Genomic DNA, 23925 nt, shown 5'->3' on the forward strand with positions numbered 1-23925 from the left:
CGAAAACCAGACATGATTTATCCTGCAAAGACGTTCGATTTTCCGAAAGCGCCGTTTGTGTTTATCCGGCACGGGGAAACCGATGCCAACAAGGCCGAAATCATCGCCGGGTCAAGCGAGCCGCCATTGAACAATGCGGGCCGCGAACAGGCGCGTGCGATTGCACCATTGATGGCGATGGGAAAATGGCAGGCGGTCTATGTCAGCCCGCAGGACAGGGCGCGCAAAACAGCCGAACTGGTTTTGCCCGATTATGAATTGCACATTCTTGACGGGTTGCGCGAGCGCCATTGGGGTGACCTTGAAGGGCGCCCGATTTCCGAAGTGTGTTCGCGGTTCGATACCCCGCCCAATGGCGAGGGATTTGATGCCATGTGCCAGCGCGTGTCGTTTGCCATGCAGACCGCGCTGGCCGGGGTCAGTGATCGCCTGACCGTGGTGGTAGCCCATTCGGGTGTCGGGCGCTGCATTCTTTATATGACCGGCTTTGATGCCGAAGGCCCGCGCATTGCCAATGCAACACCGATCCTGTTTCGTCCGACGGCAATGGGATGGGAATATGAAAATTTGACCGAAGATTTGATCAGGGAGATTTCCGCGTGAGCCAACCCACAACCAGTACTGCAGGGGTAAACATATCGTCCGTTCGTGATGCGGTGGTGTTTGATATGGATGGCACATTGGCCCATTTCGATGCCGATGAATTGGGGCATCTGGTGCATGGGGTGGAAAAGCATTGGGATGCGTTTTTCGATGAAATGGACAAGGCCGCCCCGATTGCAAATATCGAACGGCTTTTGCGGGTTCTGCATCAATCCGGGCAGGCGATTGTGATCTGTTCGGGCCGCCCGGCCGGGTGGCAGCACCGCTCCGAAGCATGGCTTCGTGCGCATGGCATTCCGTTTGACGGCATGTATCTGCGCCCAGAAGATGCAGATCACCGCTCGGACGAGGAAGTCAAGGAAGACCTTCTGGCACAAATCCGGGCGGATGGTTTTAACCCATGGCTGGTGGTCGATGATCGCAAGCGGGTGGTGGACAAATGGCGTGATATGGGGCTGACCTGTCTGCAATGCGCACCGGGGGATTTTTAAGACCCTTTCGTATACCCGCTCGGTACATTTGCATTCTGTGACTAATGAATTGAGTCTAGTTTAAATCACTAGAAACATCTCGGTTTATGTTGATCGGAGCAATCATGAAGGCGGATAGAATTACTGTTTGGGGGAAAGCTGTTGGCGACATGAGTTTGACGGAATTGGACGAGTATGTTGCTTACTTGCGAACCCTTCGGTCCCAAATGTATGGCGTTAATCTCTCTGCTAGCGAGGTCAATTCCTATTTAATGATGGCGATTTCAGAAAAGAATAGCCGAAATGCTGGTCGCCTAGCGAGCTGGGCGATCGGCATTTCGGCTGCAAGTATGGTCATTTCGATGATAGGAATACTTGTATCTGTATCTATCAGCACCTAGCGCTGAAGCTATTCAAAAAGCTCTCGATACATATCGTATCCCTCGGCCTCAAGGTCGCCGACCGGGATGAAGCGAAGCGATGCGGAATTGATGCAGTAACGCAGGCCACCGGCTTCTTTGGGGCCGTCGGGGAAGACATGGCCCAGATGGCTGTCGCCATGTTTGGAGCGGACTTCAATCCGGCGCATGCCGTGCGTATTGTCTTCGCGGGCGACGACATGATCGGTTTCGACCGGGCGGGTGAAGCTTGGCCAGCCGCAGCCGGAATCAAACTTGTCGCGGGATGTGAATAATGGCTCGCCCGAGACGATATCGACATAAAGCCCATCTTCCTTGTGATCCCAGAATTCATTGCGAAACGGCGGTTCGGTGCCGCTGTTTTGCGTGATGTGATACTGGTTGGCGTCAAGGGCTTTGATTGCGTCCGGGTTCTTGGTGTATTTCGTCATGGTTACTCCGGCAGGCGTGATTTGGTCATGCTTCCGAAGATGGTCGGATTGGCCGCAATGTCCAGTGCCTTCACGGCAAAGTTATGGATTTTGGTGGCTTGTTCACCCTTGGCACCACGGCTGGCGCTTTGTTTTGCCGTCATAAGGGCGGGCGAAACCCTGATTGATCAGTTCCTGATCAAGTGCCTTGCCGTCAATGCGCACCGATGCAACGACACGCCCACCATAACGCCCCCATTCAGGTTCGCAGAATTCAACGCGTTTGGCCGATTTCAGGCTTTGACGCGCGAAATCGCGGGCTTTGCCGGCAAGGGATTTTTCGGTTTCGCATTTGCCACGGATTTCGGGCGTATCCACCCCACGCACACGTACCGACATTTCGGCAATTTCGCCGGGAAGGCCGGGGATATTCACATAGATGGTGTCGCCGTCATAGGCATATTCGCCCTGACGTTCACGAAGCGGCCAGTCATAGCAGGTGGCGTTGGCAGCGATAGGGGCGAGGAGAGTAACGAGGAGCGAAGTCATGATCGTGTGATGGACGAACCGGCGGGGCATGGGCGTGTTCTTTTGACTTGTCTAAGGCGGATTAAAGTTTCAGGCGGGCAAGAATCTGGGCGGCGCGTTGTTCGACGGGACCTTTACGGATTTCAACCGGCTCATAACCGCATTGCAGATAGGTGCGATACAGAACGACATATGTTCTGACGGCCTCAGAGAAGCTTTGTGTTCGCGCATTGTCGTTTTTGTAGATTTCCGACCATGGCGGCAGGATGAAAACCGTTCTGCGATAGCGATAGGTTTCAATGGCGCGTTTAAGCCCGGGATCATCGGGCAGGCCGGAAAGTTCACGGTGCGCGAGCGTATCGGGCAGGCCGCGATCAAAGAAAACCGTTTGCGGGTCCTGACCCATGCCATGTTGCCAGGCGCGGATCGAACCGCGCGTCATTAACCCGGCATAGGCTTCGTTATCGCCCCAGGGCAGGGCATTGCCGCCGCGTTCCTGCTGTTCCTCGATCACGGCACGCGCGACTTCGCGGCTGATTTCATAGCCACGTTCATGAAGATAATTGATCAATGTGGTCTTGCCTGCACCGGGCCCGCCGGTGATGACAACAAGATTGGATGGATAAGGCGATTGCATTCGTATTCCCTGCACAAGGCGCACGATATGAAAGCGCTTTGCGGCAAGCTGATGGCGTAAAAATGATTGTTTGGACCTTTGGGGCAGGACGCCCGCAAGGCAGGGAGACGCAGGGCATTAATCCGCTGGCGACAGGCTGTCAATACAGAGATGGACGCCTAGTAGCAGCTTTCGGAGCGGGCGATAGAGCCGGTCCCGGCATGGATGGCGGTTACGGTGCCGTCCCGCCCGGTTTCAAAGCGGATGCCCGATGTTTTGGCATCATTTGCCCACCATGTCAGATAACGGCCATCGGGGCCGTCATATTCGTGTTCTTCCTCGATCAGGCCATCGCCATAGGCGGCGCGCACGTCATCAATGGTATCGCCGACCTGAATGGCGCGGCCAGTTCGGATCAGGCTGGTGGCGATGTCATATTCGTCGGCATAGACCGAAATGCGGGCCAGTTTGCTATCGACCATCATAAAGCCAAGCCCCGTCGGGCCGCCAGCCGATTGCAGGTGATAGCATTCGGCATCCTCGGTCCCTTCGCGGGTTGATGTCATCGGTTCGATCATGGCAGCACGAACTTCATCCTCGGTCATGCCAGTTCTGGCGTCACCATATCCTTCGGGTGTCAATGTCGAAAGCGGGGTGTTTATGGCATCAAGGACAAGGATATCGATGGTGGCGATATCATCGCGGACCGTAACAGCCCCAGGTTCGATCCGCTGCGACAGATAGGTTTGCGCACCGGATGGTCTGTTTTGCCAGCTTTCGGGCAACAGAAGTCGTTCACGTGGTTCAAGGCACAGGTACTTTGCCCCCTTTAACCGGTCGGCATGGTCAAAGGTAACATTGGCCGGAATATCCATGCAGATCGTCTGTGGAAGGTCGCTATACCAGTCGACCGGGGTGCCACGATCATCACAAATCGTCGGATCAAACCGCAATTCACAATAGGGCGGGACTGTATCACGCAGGACCATGTCAAAAATCATCTGACCCTGATCGGCTTCGGCGATCAGGGTTCTTACAACATCCTCGTCGGGGTTGAGGATCTGGTAATGCGTCAGGTTCCAGACAAAATCGTCGCGCAGGTCAAACAGGACATAAGGATCGGCCACCGGCATCTCGGCAGCATTTTCCTGCGCAAAGCCTGTGGCGGGAAAATGAGCCAGTCCGGTTGTCAAAACTGTCAAAACTGCAAGTGTTACAGGTCGCATTACGTGTCCGGTGAAATGTTCTGTATTTGTGTCAAAATCTTATGCGAAACATATGCCATTGCGCCACTCGCATTTGGTAGGGGCCGGGGCAGTGGCACAAATTATGGATCGGGCTTTTCGATACGGGCCAGAATATGGTCCGAAACAAGTTGTGCCGATGGCGACAGACGATGCCCGCGCGCGGTAATCAGGCTGTAAGGCTTGATTTCAATCGCATCGTCAAATGGCAGTTCGGCAATCATGCCCCCGATACTCAGAAGCGATGTGACTTCTTCGGCCATCGGGGCAATGGCATCGGTGCCCGACAAGGTGGAAAGAGTGACCAGAAGTGACGCGGAATTCAGGCTGGAATGCGGCAAAGGCAAATGGCGCGAGATGAAGACATCTTCGATCGTACGGCGCATCAGGTTGCCCGGTGGCGGTAAAATCCATTCGAACTTGGCAAGACGGGCAAGGGATACCGCTTTGTTTTCGGCAAGCAACGGGTGCCCGGCGCGGACCATCAGGCGGATTTTCTCGCTTCGGATTTCGCGGATATTGAACTGGCGCGGGTCCATGTCCTCGGGCACGCGGCCAATGACAAAATCATGATCGCCCGCCAGCAGATCCTTGATCAGCAAATGCGATGGCCCGACCGAAACATGGGCTTCAAGCAGGGCATTGATCGACTGTACGGTTCGGATCGCGGGCACGACCAGATCGACTGCCGCGGCGGTCACCGCACCGATAAAAACCGTGCCGCCGCCATGTTTGATATCCTCGATCTCGCGTTCGGCCTCGCGGATTTCAATCAGCATGCTGCGCGCACGCCGGGCAAGGGCGCGACCGGCATTGGTCATTTCAATACCGCGTGATCCTCGCACGCACAGTCGGGCTTCAAGAATGGTTTCCATTTCCGATAACAGACGCGATGCCGCGGGCTGCGATGTTTGCAACATGTCTGCGGCCTGGCTGATCTGCCCGGTTTCTTCCATCGCGACGATCATGCGCAGATGGCTAAGCTTCAGGCCACGTTGAAACAGATTTCCGGATCGAAACAGCAGGGATTTCGCGGAACTGAGCGGCAGCGTCTTGGCAGGTTCGGTCATGATGGTTCTCCTTGCCGGGCAAGTTTAATATATCATTTTTGATATGCAAGTTTCGAAATTCCTTATTTGATTGTTATGTCTGGCCCCGGAATAATGGCGCCGCATCTCGCGGGAAAACGGGATGCATTACCAAGCGAAAAACAAAGACGCGGCGCATACAGGCAGCTTTGCCTGGAAAGTCGGGCAAAAGGCTGTAAAGGCCGTGTCTTTTAGGGAGGAAAGATATGAAACGTCTCAGTGCCGTAATGGCAGGGGTCGCCTTTGGCGCGGCCGCAATGATGAGCCCGATGATTTCTGGCAGTTATGCACATGCCGATGAAAAAGGATATGTCGGGATCGCGATGCCCACCAAATCCTCGGCACGCTGGATTTCGGACGGCGAGTCCATGGTTAAGCAGTTCGAAGACGCCGGTTACAAAACCGATCTGCAATATGCAGAAGACGATATTCCCAACCAGCTTTCCCAGATTGAAAACATGATCGTCAAGGGCGTCGATGTCCTTGTGATTGCTGCAATCGACGGCACCACGCTTTCGAATGCACTTGAAAATGCCAAGGCCGCCGGGATCAAGGTTTTTGCCTATGACCGCCTGATCCGCGAAAGTGCCAATGTCGATTATTATTCGACCTTTGATAACTTCCAGGTCGGCGTGCAGCAGGCAACCTCGCTTGTTGACGGTCTTCTGGCGCAGGGCGAACCGCCGTTCAACGTTGAACTCTTCGGTGGATCGCCGGACGATAACAACGCTTACTTCTTCTATAACGGCGCAATGTCGGTTCTGCAGCCGTTGATCGATGAGGGCACGGTTGTGATCAAATCCGGCCAGATGGGCATGGACAAGGTCGGTACCCTTCGCTGGGACGGTGCGGTTGCACAGGCCCGTATGGATAACCTGCTGTCGGCTTATTACACTGACGATCAGGTAGATGGTGTCCTGTCGCCCTATGACGGTCTTTCGATCGGTATCCTGTCGTCGCTTAAGGGCGTTGGCTATGGTTCTGGCGACATGAAAATGCCGGTTGTAACCGGTCAGGATGCGGAACTGCCGTCGGTCAAGTCGATCCTTGCCGGTGAACAGTATTCCACGATCTTCAAGGACACCCGTGAACTTGCACGTGTCACCGTTTCGATGGTTGATGCCGTTCTTGCCGGTAAAGAACCGACCATCAACGACACCAAAACCTATGACAACGGTGTCAAGGTTGTGCCGTCCTATCTGCTGGAACCGGTCATGGTCGACAAATCCAACTGGGAAGAAATCCTGGTCGGTTCGGGCTACTACGAAAAGGATCAGGTTCAGTAATTTGCTGATCTGAACGTGACAAAGGGCGGGCTCGCTCTTGAATGCTGGCCCGCCTTTTTCCTGTGCTGCCGAAAATGGACAGTTGCAGGTAAACAAGACTGCGACCGAGAATATGGCCGTTGCAATAGCATCGGCAGTGGGAGGACCGGATGGATACCATCCTGGAAATGCGCAACATCACCAAAACCTTTCCGGGGGTGAAGGCGCTGGACGATGTCAGCCTGAAGGTGGAACGTGGTGAAATCCACGCCCTTTGCGGCGAAAACGGGGCCGGTAAATCGACCCTGATGAAGGTACTGAGCGGCGTTTACCCGATCGGTAGCTATGAAGGTGACATCCTTTATGACGGGGATGTGCAGGAATTCAAGGATATCCGCGACAGCGAAGAGCGCGGCATCATCATCATTCACCAGGAACTGGCACTTGTACCGTTGCTGTCGATTGCCGAAAACATCTTTCTGGGCAACGAGATTTGTGAAAATGGTGTGATCAACTGGCCCGCGACCTTTGCGCGCACCGGCGAGCTTTTGAAAAAGGTCGGCCTTCGCGAAACACCCAGCGAACTGATTACGAATATTGGTGTCGGCAAGCAGCAGCTTGTTGAAATTGCCAAGGCGCTTTCGAAAAAGGTCAAACTTCTGATCCTTGACGAGCCCACGGCAAGCTTGCAGGAAAATGATAGCCAGAAGCTTCTGGACCTGTTGCTGGAATTCAAGGCGCAGGGCATTACGTCGATCCTGATTTCGCACAAACTGAACGAGATCAATCGCGTTGCGGACCGCATCACGATCATTCGCGATGGCAAGGCGATTTCGACCCTAGATGCGCGCGGCGGCAAAATTACCGAGGACGATATCGTCAAGGATATGGTCGGGCGCGATATGGCGCACCGCTATCCGGATCGTACGCCCAATATCGGTACGGCGAAGCTGATGGAAGTCCGCAACTGGAATGTGACCCATCCACTGCATCCTGAACGCAAGGTCGTCAAAAACGTCAATATCGATGTTGCGGCGGGCGAGGTTGTTGGCATTGCCGGTCTGATGGGGGCCGGGCGGACCGAACTTGCCATGAGCATCTTTGGCCGTGCCTATGGCGCGGACATCAGCGGCGAAGTCCTGATCAATGGCAAGCCTGCGGATGTAACGACCGTCGAAAAGGCGATTGCGTCGGGTCTTGCCTATGTCACCGAGGATCGCAAGGAAATGGGGCTGGTGCTTGAAGAAAGCATCACGACCAATATTACGCTCGCCAATCTTGATGGTGTTGCCGAACGTGGTGTCATCAATGAAGGTGCCGAACGTCAGGTGGCAGAGGAATACCGCAGCAAAATCAATATCCGCACCCCGAATGTCGCGCAAAAGGCGGTCAATCTTTCGGGTGGTAACCAGCAGAAAGTCGTTCTGGCGAAATGGCTGTTTGCCGGGCCGGAGGTCCTTATTCTGGACGAGCCCACGCGTGGTATCGATGTGGGTGCGAAATACGAGATTTATACGATTATCAACCAGCTGGCAGCCGACGGTAAGGGGGTCATCATGATCTCGTCGGAAATGCCGGAGCTTCTGGGCATGTGCGATCGCATCTACGTGATGAATGAGGGTGAGATCAAAGGGCAACTGGCGGCAAACGATGCCAGCCAGGAAAAAATCATGCGCATGATCCTGAAAGCGTGAGGAAGCAGACAATGACGGATACTTCTAGCAGCAAATCAATGGGTTATTACCTGCGCACGCACATGCGCGAATACGGCATGGTGATCGCGCTGATCGCGATTCTGGCCTTCTTCCAGGTTATGACCGATGGCGTGATGCTCAAACCGGTCAACCTGACCAACCTGTTCCTTCAGAACAGCTATATCATCATCATGGCAGTAGGCATGCTGCTGGTGATTGTCGGTGGCCATATCGATCTTTCGGTCGGCTCGGTCGTTGGCTTTATCGGCGCGCTTGCTGCGGTGATGATTGTCCATTGGGACTTGCCGACGGTTATTGTGATCCCGGCCTGTCTGATCGTCGGTGCGGTGATCGGTGCCGCACAGGGATACTGGGTGGCCTATTGGCGTATTCCGTCCTTTATCGTGACCCTTGCGGGCATGCTGGTGTTCAAGGGGCTGACGCTGGCCCTTCTGGGTGGGGCATCTGTCGGGCCGTTCCCGGACAGCTTCCAGGCGATGTCGTCTGGCTTCCTTCCGGACTTCTTTGCCGGTTTGATTGAAGGCCGGTTTAACGTCTTTTCGATGGTTCTTGGTGTTGCGATTGCCGTGATCCTGCCGGTTCTTGGTCTGCGGGCCCGTGCCAAACAGGCGAAGTTTGCCGAAGTCGAAGAGCCGATGGCATTCTTTGCCGCCAAACATGCGATTGCGGGTCTTGCGATCCTTTATGTCACCTATCTTCTGTCGACCTATCGCGGTTTGCCGAACGTTCTGATCGTGATGGCGCTTCTGATTGCGATCTTTACCTTCATCACCAACAGCACGACTCTTGGGCGCCGTATTTATGCGCTGGGCGGGAATGAAAAGGCGGCCAAGCTTTCGGGCATCAATACCAAGCGCCTGACCTTCCTGACCTTTGCCAATATGGGCATGCTTGCCGCACTCGCCGGGCTGGTGTTTGCCGCGCGCTTGAACACAGCAACACCGAAAGCCGGTCTTGCGTTCGAGCTTGATGTGATTGCGGCCGTGTTTATCGGTGGTGCGTCGATGTCTGGCGGGGTTGGCAAGGTGATCGGTGCCGTGGTTGGCGCGCTGATCATGGGTGTCATGAATAACGGTATGTCGATCATCGGCGTCGGTATCGACTGGCAGCAGGTTATCAAGGGCCTGGTGCTGCTCGCTGCCGTGATCTTTGACGTTTATAACAAGAACAAAGCGTAACAACATGCAGACGAGGAACGGCACGGTTCGGTCAGGATCAATTGTCTGGGGTCAGGTAATTGCAAAGCCGTGCCGTTCAAAGTCCCCCATATGGAATGCCACATCCATATGGGATCGGACCCGTCTCGATAAAAACTCATAAAGGAGAACGGGCATGACGAAGTTCAAACCGGCGGCATGGCCGCGTGTCCTGCGCTCGCAGGAAGGCTGGTTCGGTGGAACCAGCAAGGACAATATCTATCACCGTAGCTGGATGAAGAATCAGGGCCTGCCGTCCGATTTGTTTGACGGTCGTCCGGTGATCGGGATTTGCAATACCTGGTCGCAATTGACCCCCTGCAACGCGCATTTGCGCGATCTGGCGGAGCGTGTCAAGCACGGTATTTACGAAGCTGGTGGCTTGCCGCTTGAATTCCCGGTTTTCTCGGCGGGTGAAAGCACATTGCGCCCGACCGCCATGATGTTCCGCAACCTTGCGGCCATGGATGTTGAAGAAGCGCTGCGCGGAACGCCGCTTGACGGTGTGGTTCTGATGGTGGGCTGTGACAAAACCACCCCGGCACTTCTGATGGGGGCTGCCAGCGTTGATATCCCGGCGATCGTGGTTACCGGGGGGCCGATGCTGAACGGTAAATGGCGCGGGCAGGATATCGGTTCGGGCACGTCGCTTTGGCAGCTTTCCGAAGACCGCAAGGCTGGCAAGATCAGCACCGAAGATTTCCTTGAAGCCGAAATCGCCATGTCGCGTTCGCCCGGTTCGTGCAACACGATGGGCACCGCATCCACCATGGCCAGCATGGCCGAGGCATTGGGCATGGCGCTTTCGGGCAATGCCGCGATCCCGGCCGTGGATAGCCGCCGCCGCGTGATGGCGCATGTGACCGGCCGCCGGATCGTGCAGATGGTCAAGGATGATCTGAAACCATCGGACGTCATGACCAAGGAAGCGTTTGAAAACGCGATCCGGGTCAATGGTGCGATTGGTGGTTCAACCAATGCCGTGATCCATTTGCTCGCCATTGCCGGGCGTGTTGGCATCGATCTGACACTTGATGACTGGGACCGTCTGGGTCGTGATATTCCAACGATTGTGAATCTGCAGCCATCGGGCAAATACCTGATGGAGGAATTCTTCTATGCTGGTGGTTTGCCCGTCGTGATCAAGGCGCTGGGCGAGGCTGGCAAGCTGCATAACGATGCACTGACAGTATCGGGCGACACCATGTGGGATCAGGTCAAGGATGTTCAGAACTGGAATGACGATGTCATTCGGCCGTTCGAAAAGGCCCTGACCCAAAGCGGCGGCATCGCGGTTGTCAAAGGCAACCTTGCGCCCAATGGTGCGGTTTTGAAACCGTCTGCGGCAACACCGGCGCTCCTGACCCATCGCGGTCGTGCGGTGGTGTTTGAAGACATCGATGATTACAAGGGCAAGATCTATGACGAGAACCTTGATATCGATGAAAACTGCATCATGGTCCTGAAAAACTGCGGCCCCAAAGGCTATCCGGGCATGGCCGAGGTCGGCAATATGGGCTTGCCGCCCAAGGTGCTACGCAAGGGCATTACCGACATGGTGCGTATTTCCGATGCCCGTATGAGCGGCACGGCATATGGCACGGTGGTTCTGCATACATCCCCCGAAGCTGCTGCTGGTGGGCCGCTGGCGGTGGTGCAGAATGGCGACATGATCGAACTTGATGTACCAAACCGCAAACTGCACCTCGATATCAGTGACGAGGAGCTTAAAAAGCGCCTTGATAATTGGAAATCGACGGTGCCGGTACCCGAAAGTGGCTATGCGTCGCTGTATTACAAAAGCGTTATTGGCGCGGACAAGGGGGCCGATTTCGACTTCCTCGTCGGTCATCGCGGCAAGGAAATTCCGAAAGACAGCCATTAGACTAAATCTCCCGCAAGACGCGATAGCGTTGATTGCGCACTCCGACCGGTCGGCAGGAAACTGCTGACCGGTTTTTTGTTCTTCACCACAATAAAGACGGTCAGTTTCCCTGCGGGGGATCGCGCGGGCAATAATGTGAAAGGATCGATTTTTTGGGGAAATGGTGGGCGTAACAAGATTCGAACTTGTGACCTCTCCCGTGTGAAGGGAACGCTCTAACCAACTGAGCTATACGCCCGAAAACGGAAATCGCGGCCCGGTTGGGTGGCTTGTTTTCCGTCGGTAGCGCGGGGTTATAAGGGGGTGGTCAGGGGGTGTCAAGCAGCCTGTTTGACGATTTTTCCGATCACGTCCGGCAGAGTTTCAAATGCAGTAACAACCCCGTCCGCGCCCAGATTTTTTGCATGTGTATCATCGACTTCAAAGGCAACCGCAATGGCCGGAATGCCAAAATCGCGCGCAGCATTCACATCATTGGCGTGATCGCCAACCATGATGGCAATATCACCCCGTGCCCGATCATATCTGGCTTGATCAAGGGCGAATGTCAAATGGCCGCCATCGGGCTTTTTAACGTCCGTTGCATCACCCCCCGCAATCACGGCAAACAGATCGGACACACCCAGCCTTTCAAGAATGCGTTTGCAGGGGGCTGTGGGCTTGTTTGATGCCAGACCGATGATCCAGCCATCGGACGCCAGATTGCGAAGGGTTGCCTCGGCATTTTCAAACAGCCGGGTATGGGCATAGTCGGTGCTGATATAACGCGTGGTGAAATCGGCTTCGTAGTCATCAAGTTGTTGATCATCAATCATGAGCCCACGTGCATCAAACGCCCGTTTGGTCAGCATTTTGGTGCCATCGCCCAGCATGGCTTCGAGTTCGGGACGGGCGAGTGGCGCAAGGTCGTGGGCGGCAAGGGTTTCGTTCATCGCAAACAGCAGATCATCCACCCCGTCAATCAGGGTGCCGTCAAGATCGAACAGGATGAATTTTGCCATTTTGCGATGCTGCCTTTGAAAACGAATACCAGTTTATCGGACCTTAACCGAAATGGTGCCATTAACAAACGGTAACATCTGCTAACACGAAGTAACAAAACGTGATTCTTTCGGGGCTTTTGCCCTTGGGGATTATAGGTTAGGAGTTGCTTCAAATCGGTTGTGGCGGGTCCGGACTGCATATTGTGACTGGATCGAAGCAAAGGGACGCCGTGCAACGCATGGCACTACAGGGTTAAAGCATGTCGCGTGAATTAAGTGTGGTGGTTCTGGCTGCGGGTATGGGAACGCGAATGAAAAGCGCGCTTCCGAAGGTCATGCACAAGATTGCAGGCAAGCCGATGGTCAATCATGTGATTGATACGGCGGCCCATCTGAACGCAGCCAAAACCATGGTTGTTGTCGGCCCTGATATGCCCAAGCTGATTGAAGCCGTTTCTCCTCATCCGACATTCGAACAAACTGATCGTCTTGGAACCGCACATGCGGTACTTGCCGCCAAAGAGGCCCTTCGGGGGCTTACAGGTAATGTCCTTGTGCTTTATGCCGACAGTCCGCTCTTTACCGCTGAAACCTTGTCGCGCCTTGTTGCCGCGCGTGAGGATGGCGATCACGCGGTTGCGGTTCTGGGCTTTCGCCCGGAAGATTCGACGGGTTACGGGCGCCTTGTTACCGACCCGGGAAATGGCGAGTTGCTGGCGATTGTTGAAGACAAGGAATGTGACGAAACGCAACGTGCGATCAATTTTTGCAATTCCGGTGTGATGTGCTTCAGGGCGGAAAGCATGATTGAAACCCTTGAAGCAATTGGTAATGCCAATGCCAAGGGCGAATATTACCTGACCGACGCGGTCGAGGTGGCGCGTGCCAACGGAAACAGTTGCGTTGCAGTCGAGGTCGCCGAGGAAGAAACACTTGGGGTGAATTCCAGAAGCCAGCTTGCTGTGGCTGAAGCCCTGATGCAGGAACGCTTGCGCGAGGCGGCGATGGCCAATGGTGCGACCCTGATTGATCCGGGATCGGTTTATCTGGCGTGCGACACTAAAGTGGGCCGGGATGTGATTATCGAACCAAATGTGGTTTTTGGCCCGGGTGTTACGGTTGGCGATGACGTGACGATCAAGGCCTTTAGCCATCTTGAAAGCTGTGTCGTGGGTGACAAGGCCGATATTGGTCCTTATGCCCGGTTGCGGCCGGGGGCGGAAATTGGTGCCGGTGCCCGGGTTGGCAACTTTGTCGAGATCAAAAAGGCCGTTGTTGAAGACGGCGCGAAAGTCAATCACCTGAGCTATATCGGTGATGCCCGGGTCGGGGCAAAGGCCAATATCGGGGCCGGGACCATCACGTGCAATTACGACGGTTACCGCAAACAGCATACCGATATCGGGGCTGGTGCATTTATCGGTTCCAATTCGGCATTGGTTGCCCCCGTAACAATAGGTGAGGGTGCCATTATTGGTGCGGGCAGCACGATTACCGGCACGGTCGAGGCCGATGCCCTGGTGATCGAGCGTGCGCAAAGGCTTGATAAGCCGGGTTGGGCCAAGCTATTTCGCGAAAAGATGAAGGCCCTTCTGGGCAAGTAACGGTAGTTGACGCGCCACATTTGCGCGCGACGGGCAAAATTTCGACGGGGAAGACAGTAATATGTGCGGTATTATCGGCATTATCGGCAAGAACAGCGTCAGCGACCGTATTCTTGAGGGGCTCAAGCGGCTTGAATATCGTGGCTATGACAGTGCCGGGATTGCAACGCTTGTGAATGGTCATATCGACCGTCGCCGTGCCGAGGGCAAGCTGATCAATCTTGCCAACCGTCTTGTTGAACAACCGTTGTCGGGCGACGTCGGGATTGGTCACACCCGTTGGGCGACTCATGGCGTACCAACCGAAAACAATGCTCATCCGCACACCGACGGCAAGGTTGCTGTGGTTCATAACGGCATCATTGAAAATTATCAGGAAATCAAGGCGGAGCTTTCCGGCAAGGGCCGGGTTTTTGCCACGGATACCGATACCGAGGTTATCGTTCATCTTGTGTCGGAATTCCTTGATCAGGGCAAATCGCCGCGTGACGCGGTTGCTGCCACCTTGCATCGCATCGAGGGTGCCTTTGCACTTGTGATCATGATTGCGGGGCAGCATGACGTGATTTTTGGTGCGCGCCGTGGTACGCCGCTTGCGGTTGGTCTGGGCGAGGGCGAGATGTATCTTGGATCGGACGCGATGGCACTGTCGCACCTGACGAACCGGCTGATTTACCTTGAAGAAGGTGATTGGGTCGAAGTGACCCGCGATGGCGTTCAGGTCCGTGACGAGCATGACAATGACGTTACCCGCGAAACCAAGCTGTCGGCTGTTTCCGGGGCCATGATGGGCAAGGGTAACTATAACCATTTCATGCAGAAGGAAATTTTTGAACAGCCTGCGGTAATTGGCGATACGCTCCATGCCTTTATCAATCCGGCGACGCGGACGATCAAACTGCCTGATATGCCGTTTTCGTTTAATGATGTCAGCCGGTTGACGATTGTCGCGTGTGGCACATCCTACTATGCCGGTATGGTGGCAAAGCACTGGATCGAACGCTACGCCGGACTGGGTGTTGATATCGATATTGCGTCTGAATTCCGCTATCGCTGCCCGCCGCTTCCCAAAGGCGGCGTTGCGCTATTCCTTTCGCAGTCGGGCGAGACGCTTGATACCTTGGCTGCCCTTCGTTATGCGAAGTCCAAGGGGCAGAAAATTGTTTCCATCGTCAATGTGGCCGAAAGCACGATTGCACGCGAAAGCGATGTGGTCTTGCTGACCTATGCCGGGCCGGAAATCGGTGTCGCATCGACCAAGGCCTTTACGACGCAGTTAACTGTTCTGGCCTGTCTTGCCGTGACGATCGGGCGCGATAACGGCACGCTGGACAAGAATGAGGAAGCCGCCATCGTCAACGCGCTGACCGAAGTGCCAAAACATGCGGCCGAAGTCCTTCATCATGACGATGAAATCCGTGAACTTGCGATCAATATCGCTGATGCGCGCGATGTGCTTTATATCGGCCGTGGCCTTGGCTATCCGATTGCGATGGAAGGGGCGCTAAAGCTCAAGGAAATTTCCTATATCCACGCCGAAGGCTATGCGGCGGGCGAGATGAAGCATGGCCCGATTGCCCTGATTGATCAGTCGGTTCCGATCATCGTGATTGCACCGTCCGACGAACTTTTTGAAAAAACCGCATCGAACATGCAGGAAGCGGCCGCACGCGGCGGACGGGTAATTTTCCTGTCTGATGCAGAGGGGCTTGCGAAGCTTGGCGATATGGCATCCGCCACGGTCGAACTGCCAAAGGTTGCGGACTTCGTCACACCGATCCTTTATACGATTCCGGTTCAGATGCTGGCCTATCATGTGGCGGTTCACAAGGGCACGGATGTCGATCAGCCACGTAACCTCGCCAAATCGGTTACGGTGGAATAAGGTCGATATTTCAGGCGACAGGTTGCACAGGTAGTTGAATACATGAAGGTGATTGTTACGGGTGGTGCGGGTTTTATCGGGTCGGCGGTTTGTCGGCTTTTGGCAGGGCAAAAAAAGATCGAGGTATTGAACCTCGACAAGCTGACCTATGCGGCCGATTTGCGCACCGTTGAAAGCGTTTCTTCATTACCCAACTATCGTTTCGTGAAACAGGATATCTGCAATCGGGTGGAACTTGACCGGATCTTTGAAGATTTTCAACCCGATGCTGTGATGCATCTGGCGGCAGAAAGCCATGTAGACCGTTCGATTGACGGGCCGTCTGAATTTATTCAGACGAATCTTGTTGGTACATTCACCTTGCTGGAAGCAGCACGGGATTATTTCAACGGCTTATCTGCTGAACGACGGTCGACTTTCCGGTTTCATCATATTTCGACTGACGAGGTGTATGGTTCGCTTGGGGACGAGGGGCTTTTTACAGAAGAAACCCCCTATGCGCCCAATTCGCCATATTCTGCAAGCAAGGCGGGATCGGATCACTTGGTGCGCGCCTGGAATCATACGTATGGGTTGCCGGTGATTATCAGTAATTGTTCGAACAATTACGGGCCCTATCAATTCCCCGAGAAGCTGATCCCCCTGATGATCCTAAATGTCTTGCATGGCAAGGCGTTGCCGGTTTATGGCGATGGCAAAAACACGCGGGACTGGCTTCATGTTGAAGACCATGCAGACGCGCTTTTTACCATTTTGACCGAGGGACGAATTGGCGAGAAATACAATGTCGGTGGTTGCAACGAAGTTGCAAATATTGACGTCGTGCGCAGCATCTTTGATGTTGTGTCGCGGTTTCAGCCCGATGCTGTGACAGGTGACTTTGAGGCGCAGATTCGGTTCGTGACCGACCGCCCGGGGCATGACTGGCGGTATGCTATTGATCCATCGAAGATACGCGACGAGCTTGGCTGGGAACCAAAACATAGCTTTGAAAGCGGTCTGGAGCAGACAGTGAAATGGTATCTGGCAAATCGGGCGTGGTGGGAGCCCATCCTGAAAGATAAATATGCAGGTGAGCGGCTCGGAATGGTGAAATAGTGATGATTAATGCACTTGTCTTTGGCGCAAACGGCCAATTGGGAAGAAGTCTGGCGCTATGTGACGCGACTTTCCCGCAAGTCCGTTTGACACTCTTGGATCGAAGCAAGTGCGATTTATCCGATCTGTCGTCTATTGCCGCCGTGATTCGCAACAATGATCCGCAGGTGATCATCAATGCGGCTGCGTATACGGCTGTTGATCTTGCTGAAAATGATCGTGATAGCGCCTATCGGGTCAATCGCGATGCCGTTGATATGATGGCCCGTGCTGCCTACGATCTTGATATTCCGCTGATCCATTTTTCAACCGATTATGTTTTTGATGGCGCGTCACAGCGCCCATACTGCGAAGATGATCCGGTCGCGCCACTTGGCGTTTACGGTGCCAGCAAACTGGCAGGCGAATGCGCGGTGAGGGCTGCGGCTAAGCGCCACCTTATTTTGCGCACAGCCTGGGTTTACAGTCCGTTTGGCAAGAATTTCGTGAAAACGATGCTGGGATTAATGGCGCAACGTGATGTTCTGACGATTGTGAATGATCAGCATGGATGTCCGACATCGGCAATTGATCTGGCGAATGCGACCTTGCGATTATTACCGGTGATACTTGATCCGAATTTTTACGGATTTGGGACCTATCATCTTGTGTCCGATAATCAGATGACATGGTTTGATTTCGCCAAACGTATTCAGGATGCTGCGATTGCGCAGTTTGGGGCAAATTGGACTGGGAAAAATTGCAGGATTGATCCGGTAAACTCGGATGCCTTTCCAACGATTGCCAAGCGTCCAGCCTATTCCATAATGTCGACACAGAAATTTACCGATACTTTCGGTTATGGGCTGCCTGATATTTCGGAAAGCCTTCCGACATGTTTGAACAACCTTCAAGCGGGCAGATAGAAAATGCGTAAAGGCATCATTCTTGCGGGCGGAACCGGATCGCGGTTGCATCCGTCGACAATGGTTGTGTCAAAGCAGCTGTTGCCGGTTTACGACAAGCCAATGGTCTATTACCCGCTGACGACATTGATGTTGGCCGGGATCAGGGAAATCCTTTTGATCAGTACGCCGCGCGATTTACCGTTATTTCGTGAGCTGTTGGGTGATGGTCAGAGGTGGGGGCTTCAGATCGAATATGCCGTTCAGGAAGAGCCCCGCGGTCTTGCCGATGCGTTTCGGGTCGGGGCTGCATTTATCGGCGATGACCCGTGCTGTCTGGTTCTGGGGGATAACATATTTTTCGGGCATGGCCTGACCGAGCTTCTGGTCAACGCGATGAAGCAGACCACCGGCGCAACGGTTTTTGCCTATTATGTGCAGGACCCTGAACGTTACGGTGTCGTCGAATTCGATAACAAGGGAATGGCAAAGGGAATTGAAGAAAAGCCGAAAGAGCCGAAATCGAATTATGCCGTGACCGGGATGTATTTCTATGACGCGCAGGTCGTTGAAATCGCAAGATCCATAAAACCATCGGCGCGTGGTGAGCTTGAAATTACCGATGTCAACAATGCGTATCTGGAACGTGGGCAGTTGCATGTAGAAAAGATGGGGCGCGGATATGCCTGGCTTGATACAGGAACCCATGGTGCGATGCTTGATGCCGCAAACTTTGTTGAAACAGTAGAAAAGCGGCAAAGCCTTAAAATTGCTTGCCCCGAAGAAATAGCATTACGCACAGGCCTAATTGATGAGGGGCAATTTGAAAAGCTGATTGATGCTTTTGGTGCCAGTTCGTATCGCGACTATCTGCGATCCGTTTTGCGCAGCCTGCATCGGATGTAATCCCGGGTTTAGCTTCGGTCTCAGACCATTTTGAGGTAGTCCTTGAACGACATGGCATTGGCATCTTTGGCCGAAAGTACCAACCGGCTTTCATCCATCGGCCAATCAATCGCAAGATCAGGATCGTTCCAGAGAATGGCCTGCTCCGCCGATGGGGTGTAAGGGCAGCTTACCTTGTAGACAACTTCCGTATCGGGGGCGAGCGTCAGAAAACCGTGGGCAAAGCCGCGCGGAACAAAAATCTGGTTCCAGTCATCTGCGTTGATTTCGGCAATAACCGATTTGCCAAGTGTAGGCGAATTGGGGCGAATGTCGACCGCGACATCAAGGATGCGGCCACGCAAAACCCGAACGAGTTTATCCTGGGCAAATGGTTCGCGCTGAAAATGCAGGCCACGCAAAACACCAGCGGTTTTTGACAGCGAATGATTGTCTTGGACGAAGCCTTGGGTAATCCCGGCTTTTGCAAACACTTCCTGATTATAGGTTTCAGAAAAGAAGCCCCGCTCGTCTTCGAATTTTTTCGGGAACAGCAATTTTACCTCGGGGATTTCCAGAGATTCAAGCTTCATAGAATCACCTTTTTGGAAGGGGGGCAAACCATAGGCCAGCGTTCCGGTCGGGCCAATGTTCAACAATACGAATATCTCACTTAACATAACTTATAAAGATGCTTGGGACCTTGGTTGAAACAAAATCCCGGAAAGCATCTACCAGGGGGGATGACAGATATGAGGAATGACGTCACAATATTGCCCTTTGTCATGAGACTGCGCGCGTGATAGGGATATTTCACCGAAATGATCATGCTGCGGTGCGCGGGCGAAGTGCGCCGATTTAATTCTCGCAAGTGCGAGAAAATCCCTGAAATCATGACATTTTTGCGTCCTTTTGCTCTCTTCTGTTGACAAAATCCGATAGGTTCAATACATGCTGTTAGCACTCGCCGGGGGTGAGTGCTAATACGGGCTCATCCCGGTTAGTTTTGTACTTAATCGAGCCATATTTAAACACGGAGTTGTCTAACATGAAGTTCCGTCCGTTACATGATCGTGTGCTGGTGCGTCGTGTCGAATCCGACACCAAGACTGCCGGTGGCATCATTATCCCGGATACCGCGAAAGAAAAACCGCAGGAAGGCGAGATCATCGCTGTCGGTTCCGGTGTTCGCAAAGAAGACGGCTCGCTTGTCGCGCTTGACGTCAAGGCTGGTGACAAGGTTCTGTTCGGCAAATGGTCGGGCACCGAAGTCAAGGTCGATGGCGAAGAGCTGCTGATCATGAAAGAGTCTGACATTATGGGCATCATGGAATAAGTCAGCCCTCTGGTGACTTAAATCCACGTTCATCCGTCTCATAGAGAGGAAAGAATATTATGGCTGCTAAAGAAGTAAAATTCTCCACCGACGCACGCGCGAAAATGCTGCGCGGTGTCGACATCCTTGCTGATGCCGTTAAAGTGACGCTTGGCCCGAAAGGCCGTAACGTTGTCATCGAAAAATCCTTTGGCGCGCCGCGCGTGACCAAGGATGGTGTTTCGGTCGCCAAGGAAATCGAACTTTCTGACAAGTTCGAAAACATGGGCGCACAGATGCTGCGCGAAGTGGCTTCCAAAACCGCCGATCTGGCTGGTGACGGCACCACCACTGCAACCGTTCTCGCACAGGCAATCGTTCGTGAAGGCAACAAATCCGTTGCTGCCGGCATGAACCCGATGGACCTGAAACGCGGTATTGATCTTGCGACCACCAAAGTAATCGAAGCCATCCAGGGCCGTGCACGTAAGGTGTCGGGCAAGGATGAGATTGCTCAGGTCGGTAACATTTCGGCTAACGGTGACCGGGAAGTCGGCGACATGATCGCTGAAGCCATGGAAAAGGTTGGCAACGAAGGCGTTATCACCGTCGAGGAAGCCAAAGGCCTGCACACTGAACTCGACGTTGTCGAAGGCATGCAGTTCGACCGTGGTTACCTGTCGCCGTACTTCGTAACCAATCCGGAAAAGATGGTCGCGGAACTCGACAACCCGTATGTTCTTCTGTTCGACAAAAAAGTTTCCTCGCTGCAGCCGCTGCTGCCGCTTCTGGAAGCTGCCGTTCAGTCGGGCAAGCCGCTTCTTATCATTGCTGAAGACGTCGAAGGCGAAGCTCTTGCAACGCTGGTCGTCAACAAGCTGCGTGGTGGTCTGAAAATCGCTGCTGTCAAAGCACCGGGCTTCGGCGACCGTCGCAAAGCAATGCTCGAAGACATCGCCATCCTTACCGGTGGTCAGGTTGTCTCCGAAGATCTCGGCATCAAGCTTGAGAGCGTTACGCTCGATATGCTTGGTACCGCGAAGTCGATCACCATCACCAAAGAAGAAACCACCATTGTTGATGGTGCCGGTGAGAAAGCCCAGATCGAAGCCCGCGTTGGCCAGATCCGTGCACAGATCGAAGAAACCTCTTCGGATTACGACCGTGAAAAACTGCAGGAACGTCTGGCGAAACTCGCTGGCGGTGTTGCCGTGATCAAAATCGGTGGTGCTTCGGAAATCGAAGTGAAAGAACGCAAAGACCGCGTTGATGATGCCCTGCACGCAACCCGCGCTGCTGTCGAAGAAGGCATTGTCGCTGGTGGTGGTACGGCCCTGCTGTACGCAACCCGTGCTCTTGACGGTCTTGAAGGTGCAAACCACGACCAGACCATCGGTGTCGACATCGTTCGTCGTGCGCTGCAGGCTCCGGTCCGTCAGATCGCTCAGAACGCAGGTGTTGATGGCGCGGTTGTCGCTGGTAAGCTGCTTGAGCAGGATGATGTTGAATTCGGCTTCGACGCCCAGAAAGGTGAATACACCAATCTGGTCAAAGCTGGCATCATCGATCCGGCCAAAGTTGTTCGTACTGCCCTGCAGGACGCAGCATCGGTCGCAGGTCTGCTGATTACCACCGAATGCATGATCGCTGAAAAGCCGGAAGACAAATCCTCCGGTGGCGCGCCTGACATGGGCGGCATGGGTGGTATGGGCGGCATGGGCGGTATGGGCTTCTAAGCTTTACCACCAACCGACCTTCTCACTACGGAAAGGGCCTCGCACTGCGAGGCCCTTTTTGTTTCGGTATCGATTGAGATAAAATCCCCGCAAGCAGATAGGATGGCAGGGGTTTTCCGGATTAACCGAACAGTTTTTTCAGCGTTCTTGGCTGACAGCGCAGATACTGATTGGCAGCCTTGACCTCGGCACCAAGTGCTGCGGCAGCATGCCAGGGCCAGCGTGGGTCATAGAGTATGCCGCGCGCAAGCGCTATGGCATCGGCCTGACCGGTGAAGACGATGGCTTCTGCCTGTTCTGGTTCCGTGATCAGGCCAACCGCGATGGTGATCATGCCGGTTTCCGATTTGATGCGTTCCGCAAAGGGAACCTGATAGTTCGGACCAAGGGGGATTTTCTGGTCAATGTGAAGACCGCCGGATGATACATCGATAAAATCGCAGCCGCGTTCCTTGAGGACGCGTGCCAGTTGGACGCTTTGGTCAATATCCCAGCCGCCCTCGACCCAGTCGGATGCCGAAATGCGAATGCCGACCGGTTTGGAAGGATCGAACGCGGCGCGAACTGCATCATAAACCTCGATCACGATCCGCATGCGGTTTTCAAGCGACCCGCCATAGTCATCCTGGCGTTTGTTGGAATGCGGCGACAGGAATTGATGCAGCAAATAGCCATGTGCCGCATGGACCTCGATCGCGTCAATACCAAGGCGATCCGCACGCTTTGTAGCGTCCGTGAAGCTCTGAACGATTTCTCGAATGCGTGACGTGCTTAGTGCTTCGGGTTCTGGATCACCTGCACGGAACGGAACTGTAGACGGTGCAACAACCTGCCAGCCATTTTTGTGATCTGGCGCGATGGCGCCGCCGCCATCCCAGGGCTTTTCGCAGGATGCCTTGCGTCCGGCATGGGCCAGTTGAATGGCAATCGGCATGTCGGAATGGCTGCGCACAGCGGTAATGGTTTTGCCAAGAGCTGCTTCGGTTTCATCATCCCACAATCCAACATCACCATAGGTAATGCGACCTTCCGGTTCGATTGCGGTGGCTTCTATAATCAGAAGGCCGGCGCCTGATTGGGCCAAATTGCCCAGATGCATGTCATGCCATGCGGTAAACTTTCCGTTCTCGGCGGAATACTGGCACATCGGTGCGATGACAATGCGGTTTTCCAGTTCAAGCTTGCCAATGGAGAGCGGCGTAAAAAGGTGGCTCATGGAGGTGTCCTGTATCAGTGGGGGCAGGGGTTTCTGCCGACAATGGCATGAAGCTAGTTGGAAATTGCTGATCGCGCCATAGGGACCCAAGGGTTTTCCGTCTTGTGGAATGATCGGGCAGATAATGGCAGGGAGGATGGTGAAGTAAGGTGCAAAAATTTTTTCAAAAAAATGCGCGCGCCTACTTGCGGAAAAATCGCCCTGATCTATTTGTTGAATTGAAGGGCCATGGTGGCCTTGTACGCGTCAGGGTTGCAGCATGACTGGACCTGCGACGCAAGAACTACCTGTCTGTTTAGGAGGGTAATTATGACTGGTCTTCAGACTGTAAATGGTACTGCTCGTCGTTTGGCTTCGCGTCCGGCATATGGTGATCCGTTTGGTGTTTTCGGACGTGATTTTGATCGTATGATCGGCTCGATCTTTGGACGTGACGGGCTTGTGAATTCTGCCGATACAAATGGCAATGAAGCGCCGCAAAAGCTTTTGACCCCGCGTATCGATGTCCATGAGACCGATGACAATATCGAACTTTCCGCCGAACTCCCGGGTGTTGAACAGCGCGATGTTGATGTCTCGGTGCTTGAAGGTGTCCTGACGATTACGGGTGAAAAGAAATCAACCCGTGAAAGCAATGATGGTGCCCGCGTTGTCGAACGCACCTATGGCAGCTTCAAACGTTCATTCCGTCTGCCCGATAGCGTCGATGCAGACAAGATTGCGGCATCGTTCAAGAACGGTGTCCTAACACTAACTCTCCCTAAAGTAGCGGAAGTGAAGCCGGAGCCGCGCAAGATCGCGATTTCGGGCTAAGTTTTGCCTCAACCTTGATGAAGCACCTGAACGGGCGGAGAAATCCGCCCGTCTTTTTTGTTTCCAG

23 protein-coding genes and 1 tRNA gene are annotated in these 23925 nt (G+C 54.0%); 15 read left to right on the top strand and 9 right to left on the bottom strand.

Going from position 1 to position 23925, the window contains the following annotated elements:
* The first annotated feature begins 12 nt into the window (after positions 1-12).
* The 3 genes from AUP42_RS12905 to AUP42_RS12915 all read left to right on the top strand — a co-directional run bounded on the left by AUP42_RS12905 (position 13) and on the right by AUP42_RS12915 (position 1474).
* Positions 13-603: a histidine phosphatase family protein gene (locus AUP42_RS12905; RefSeq protein ID WP_062952022.1), complete on the top strand. Its 591-nt coding sequence runs from the start codon at positions 13-15 to the stop codon at positions 601-603.
* Positions 600-1094: an HAD family acid phosphatase gene (locus tag AUP42_RS12910; protein ID WP_082824762.1), complete on the top strand. Its 495-nt coding sequence runs from the start codon at positions 600-602 to the stop codon at positions 1092-1094. Before AUP42_RS12905 ends, AUP42_RS12910 begins: the two co-directional genes overlap by 4 nt.
* Positions 1095-1198: 104 nt before the next feature.
* Complete coding sequence (locus AUP42_RS12915) at positions 1199-1474, top strand: hypothetical protein (RefSeq protein ID WP_156484615.1); 276 nt, start codon at positions 1199-1201, stop codon at positions 1472-1474.
* Between the two features lie 8 nt (positions 1475-1482).
* Here the strand turns inward: AUP42_RS12915 and msrB are convergent, their stop codons facing one another.
* The 5 genes from msrB to AUP42_RS12940 form a co-directional block, all read right to left on the bottom strand.
* Positions 1483-1923 (bottom strand): peptide-methionine (R)-S-oxide reductase MsrB, encoded by a 441-nt coding sequence (gene msrB, locus AUP42_RS12920; protein ID WP_062952024.1) that lies wholly within the window; start codon positions 1921-1923, stop codon positions 1483-1485.
* Between the two features lie 102 nt (positions 1924-2025).
* Positions 2026-2481 (bottom strand): thermonuclease family protein, encoded by a 456-nt coding sequence (locus tag AUP42_RS12925; RefSeq protein WP_082824763.1) that lies wholly within the window; start codon positions 2479-2481, stop codon positions 2026-2028.
* Positions 2482-2512: 31 nt separating this feature from the next.
* Positions 2513-3067 (bottom strand): AAA family ATPase, encoded by a 555-nt coding sequence (locus AUP42_RS12930; protein WP_062952025.1) that lies wholly within the window; start codon positions 3065-3067, stop codon positions 2513-2515.
* 158 nt (positions 3068-3225) lie between these two features.
* Positions 3226-4272, bottom strand: coding sequence for a hypothetical protein (locus AUP42_RS12935; protein WP_062952026.1), 1047 nt, complete (start codon positions 4270-4272; stop codon positions 3226-3228).
* Between the two features lie 101 nt (positions 4273-4373).
* Positions 4374-5360 (bottom strand): LysR family transcriptional regulator, encoded by a 987-nt coding sequence (locus tag AUP42_RS12940; protein WP_062952027.1) that lies wholly within the window; start codon positions 5358-5360, stop codon positions 4374-4376.
* Between the two features lie 224 nt (positions 5361-5584).
* Here AUP42_RS12940 and chvE point away from each other — a divergent pair, with 224 nt between their 5' ends.
* From chvE to araD, 4 genes are all read left to right on the top strand, one after another.
* Positions 5585-6664, top strand: a complete 1080-nt coding sequence (gene chvE / locus AUP42_RS12945) for a multiple monosaccharide ABC transporter substrate-binding protein (protein ID WP_062952028.1) — start codon at positions 5585-5587, stop codon at positions 6662-6664.
* Positions 6665-6813: 149 nt separating this feature from the next.
* Entirely contained in the window at positions 6814-8337 is a 1524-nt protein-coding gene (gene mmsA, locus AUP42_RS12950; protein ID WP_062952029.1) for a multiple monosaccharide ABC transporter ATP-binding protein, read from the top strand.
* Between the two features lie 11 nt (positions 8338-8348).
* Positions 8349-9536 carry a multiple monosaccharide ABC transporter permease gene (gene mmsB / locus AUP42_RS12955; RefSeq protein ID WP_062952030.1) on the top strand — a complete coding sequence of 396 codons (1188 nt, stop codon included), beginning with the start codon at positions 8349-8351 and terminating at the stop codon, positions 9534-9536.
* 154 nt (positions 9537-9690) lie between these two features.
* Entirely contained in the window at positions 9691-11439 is a 1749-nt protein-coding gene (gene araD / locus AUP42_RS12960) for an L-arabinonate dehydratase (protein WP_062952031.1), read from the top strand.
* Between the two features lie 161 nt (positions 11440-11600).
* Here the strand turns inward: araD and AUP42_RS12965 are convergent.
* Both AUP42_RS12965 and AUP42_RS12970 read right to left on the bottom strand, forming a co-directional pair.
* A tRNA-Val gene (locus tag AUP42_RS12965) sits at positions 11601-11677 on the bottom strand.
* 79 nt (positions 11678-11756) lie between these two features.
* Positions 11757-12440: an HAD hydrolase-like protein gene (locus tag AUP42_RS12970; RefSeq protein WP_062952032.1), complete on the bottom strand. Its 684-nt coding sequence runs from the start codon at positions 12438-12440 to the stop codon at positions 11757-11759.
* 242 nt (positions 12441-12682) lie between these two features.
* Here AUP42_RS12970 and glmU point away from each other — a divergent pair, with 242 nt between their 5' ends.
* The 5 genes from glmU (at position 12683) to rfbA (ending at position 18799) form a co-directional block, all read left to right on the top strand.
* On the top strand, positions 12683-14026 hold the full coding sequence (gene glmU / locus AUP42_RS12975; RefSeq protein WP_062952033.1) for a bifunctional UDP-N-acetylglucosamine diphosphorylase/glucosamine-1-phosphate N-acetyltransferase GlmU: 1344 nt from the start codon (positions 12683-12685) through the stop codon (positions 14024-14026).
* Between the two features lie 61 nt (positions 14027-14087).
* A complete protein-coding gene (glmS, locus tag AUP42_RS12980) occupies positions 14088-15911 on the top strand; it encodes a glutamine--fructose-6-phosphate transaminase (isomerizing) (protein ID WP_062952034.1) in 1824 nt (607 codons plus the stop codon).
* A gap of 42 nt (positions 15912-15953) precedes the next feature.
* A complete protein-coding gene (gene rfbB / locus AUP42_RS12985) occupies positions 15954-17009 on the top strand; it encodes a dTDP-glucose 4,6-dehydratase (RefSeq protein WP_062952035.1) in 1056 nt (351 codons plus the stop codon).
* Between the two features lie 2 nt (positions 17010-17011).
* Entirely contained in the window at positions 17012-17914 is a 903-nt protein-coding gene (rfbD, locus tag AUP42_RS12990; RefSeq protein ID WP_062952036.1) for a dTDP-4-dehydrorhamnose reductase, read from the top strand.
* A 3-nt stretch (positions 17915-17917) separates the two neighbouring features.
* A complete protein-coding gene (rfbA, locus tag AUP42_RS12995) occupies positions 17918-18799 on the top strand; it encodes a glucose-1-phosphate thymidylyltransferase RfbA (protein ID WP_062952037.1) in 882 nt (293 codons plus the stop codon).
* A gap of 20 nt (positions 18800-18819) precedes the next feature.
* Here rfbA and rfbC read toward each other — a convergent pair whose 3' ends face one another.
* A complete protein-coding gene (gene rfbC, locus AUP42_RS13000) occupies positions 18820-19371 on the bottom strand; it encodes a dTDP-4-dehydrorhamnose 3,5-epimerase (RefSeq protein WP_062952038.1) in 552 nt (183 codons plus the stop codon).
* 455 nt (positions 19372-19826) lie between these two features.
* Here rfbC and groES point away from each other — a divergent pair, with 455 nt between their 5' ends.
* Positions 19827-20114 carry a co-chaperone GroES gene (gene groES, locus AUP42_RS13005; protein WP_007090384.1) on the top strand — a complete coding sequence of 96 codons (288 nt, stop codon included), beginning with the start codon at positions 19827-19829 and terminating at the stop codon, positions 20112-20114.
* 59 nt (positions 20115-20173) lie between these two features.
* Positions 20174-21829, top strand: coding sequence for a chaperonin GroEL (gene groL / locus AUP42_RS13010; RefSeq protein WP_062952040.1), 1656 nt, complete (start codon positions 20174-20176; stop codon positions 21827-21829).
* Positions 21830-21950: 121 nt separating this feature from the next.
* Here the strand turns inward: groL and AUP42_RS13015 are convergent, their stop codons facing one another.
* The gene (locus tag AUP42_RS13015) at positions 21951-23045 is read right to left on the bottom strand and encodes an NADH:flavin oxidoreductase/NADH oxidase (protein WP_062952041.1); all 1095 of its coding nucleotides are present in this window, start codon (positions 23043-23045) and stop codon (positions 21951-21953) included.
* Positions 23046-23354: 309 nt separating this feature from the next.
* Here AUP42_RS13015 and AUP42_RS13020 point away from each other — a divergent pair, with 309 nt between their 5' ends.
* Positions 23355-23858, top strand: coding sequence for an Hsp20/alpha crystallin family protein (locus AUP42_RS13020; protein ID WP_062952042.1), 504 nt, complete (start codon positions 23355-23357; stop codon positions 23856-23858).
* Positions 23859-23925 lie beyond the last annotated feature (67 nt).

Origin of the sequence: Thalassospira lucentensis, assembly GCF_001613805.1 — a bacterium.
Lineage (GTDB): Bacteria > Pseudomonadota > Alphaproteobacteria > Rhodospirillales > Thalassospiraceae > Thalassospira > Thalassospira lucentensis_A.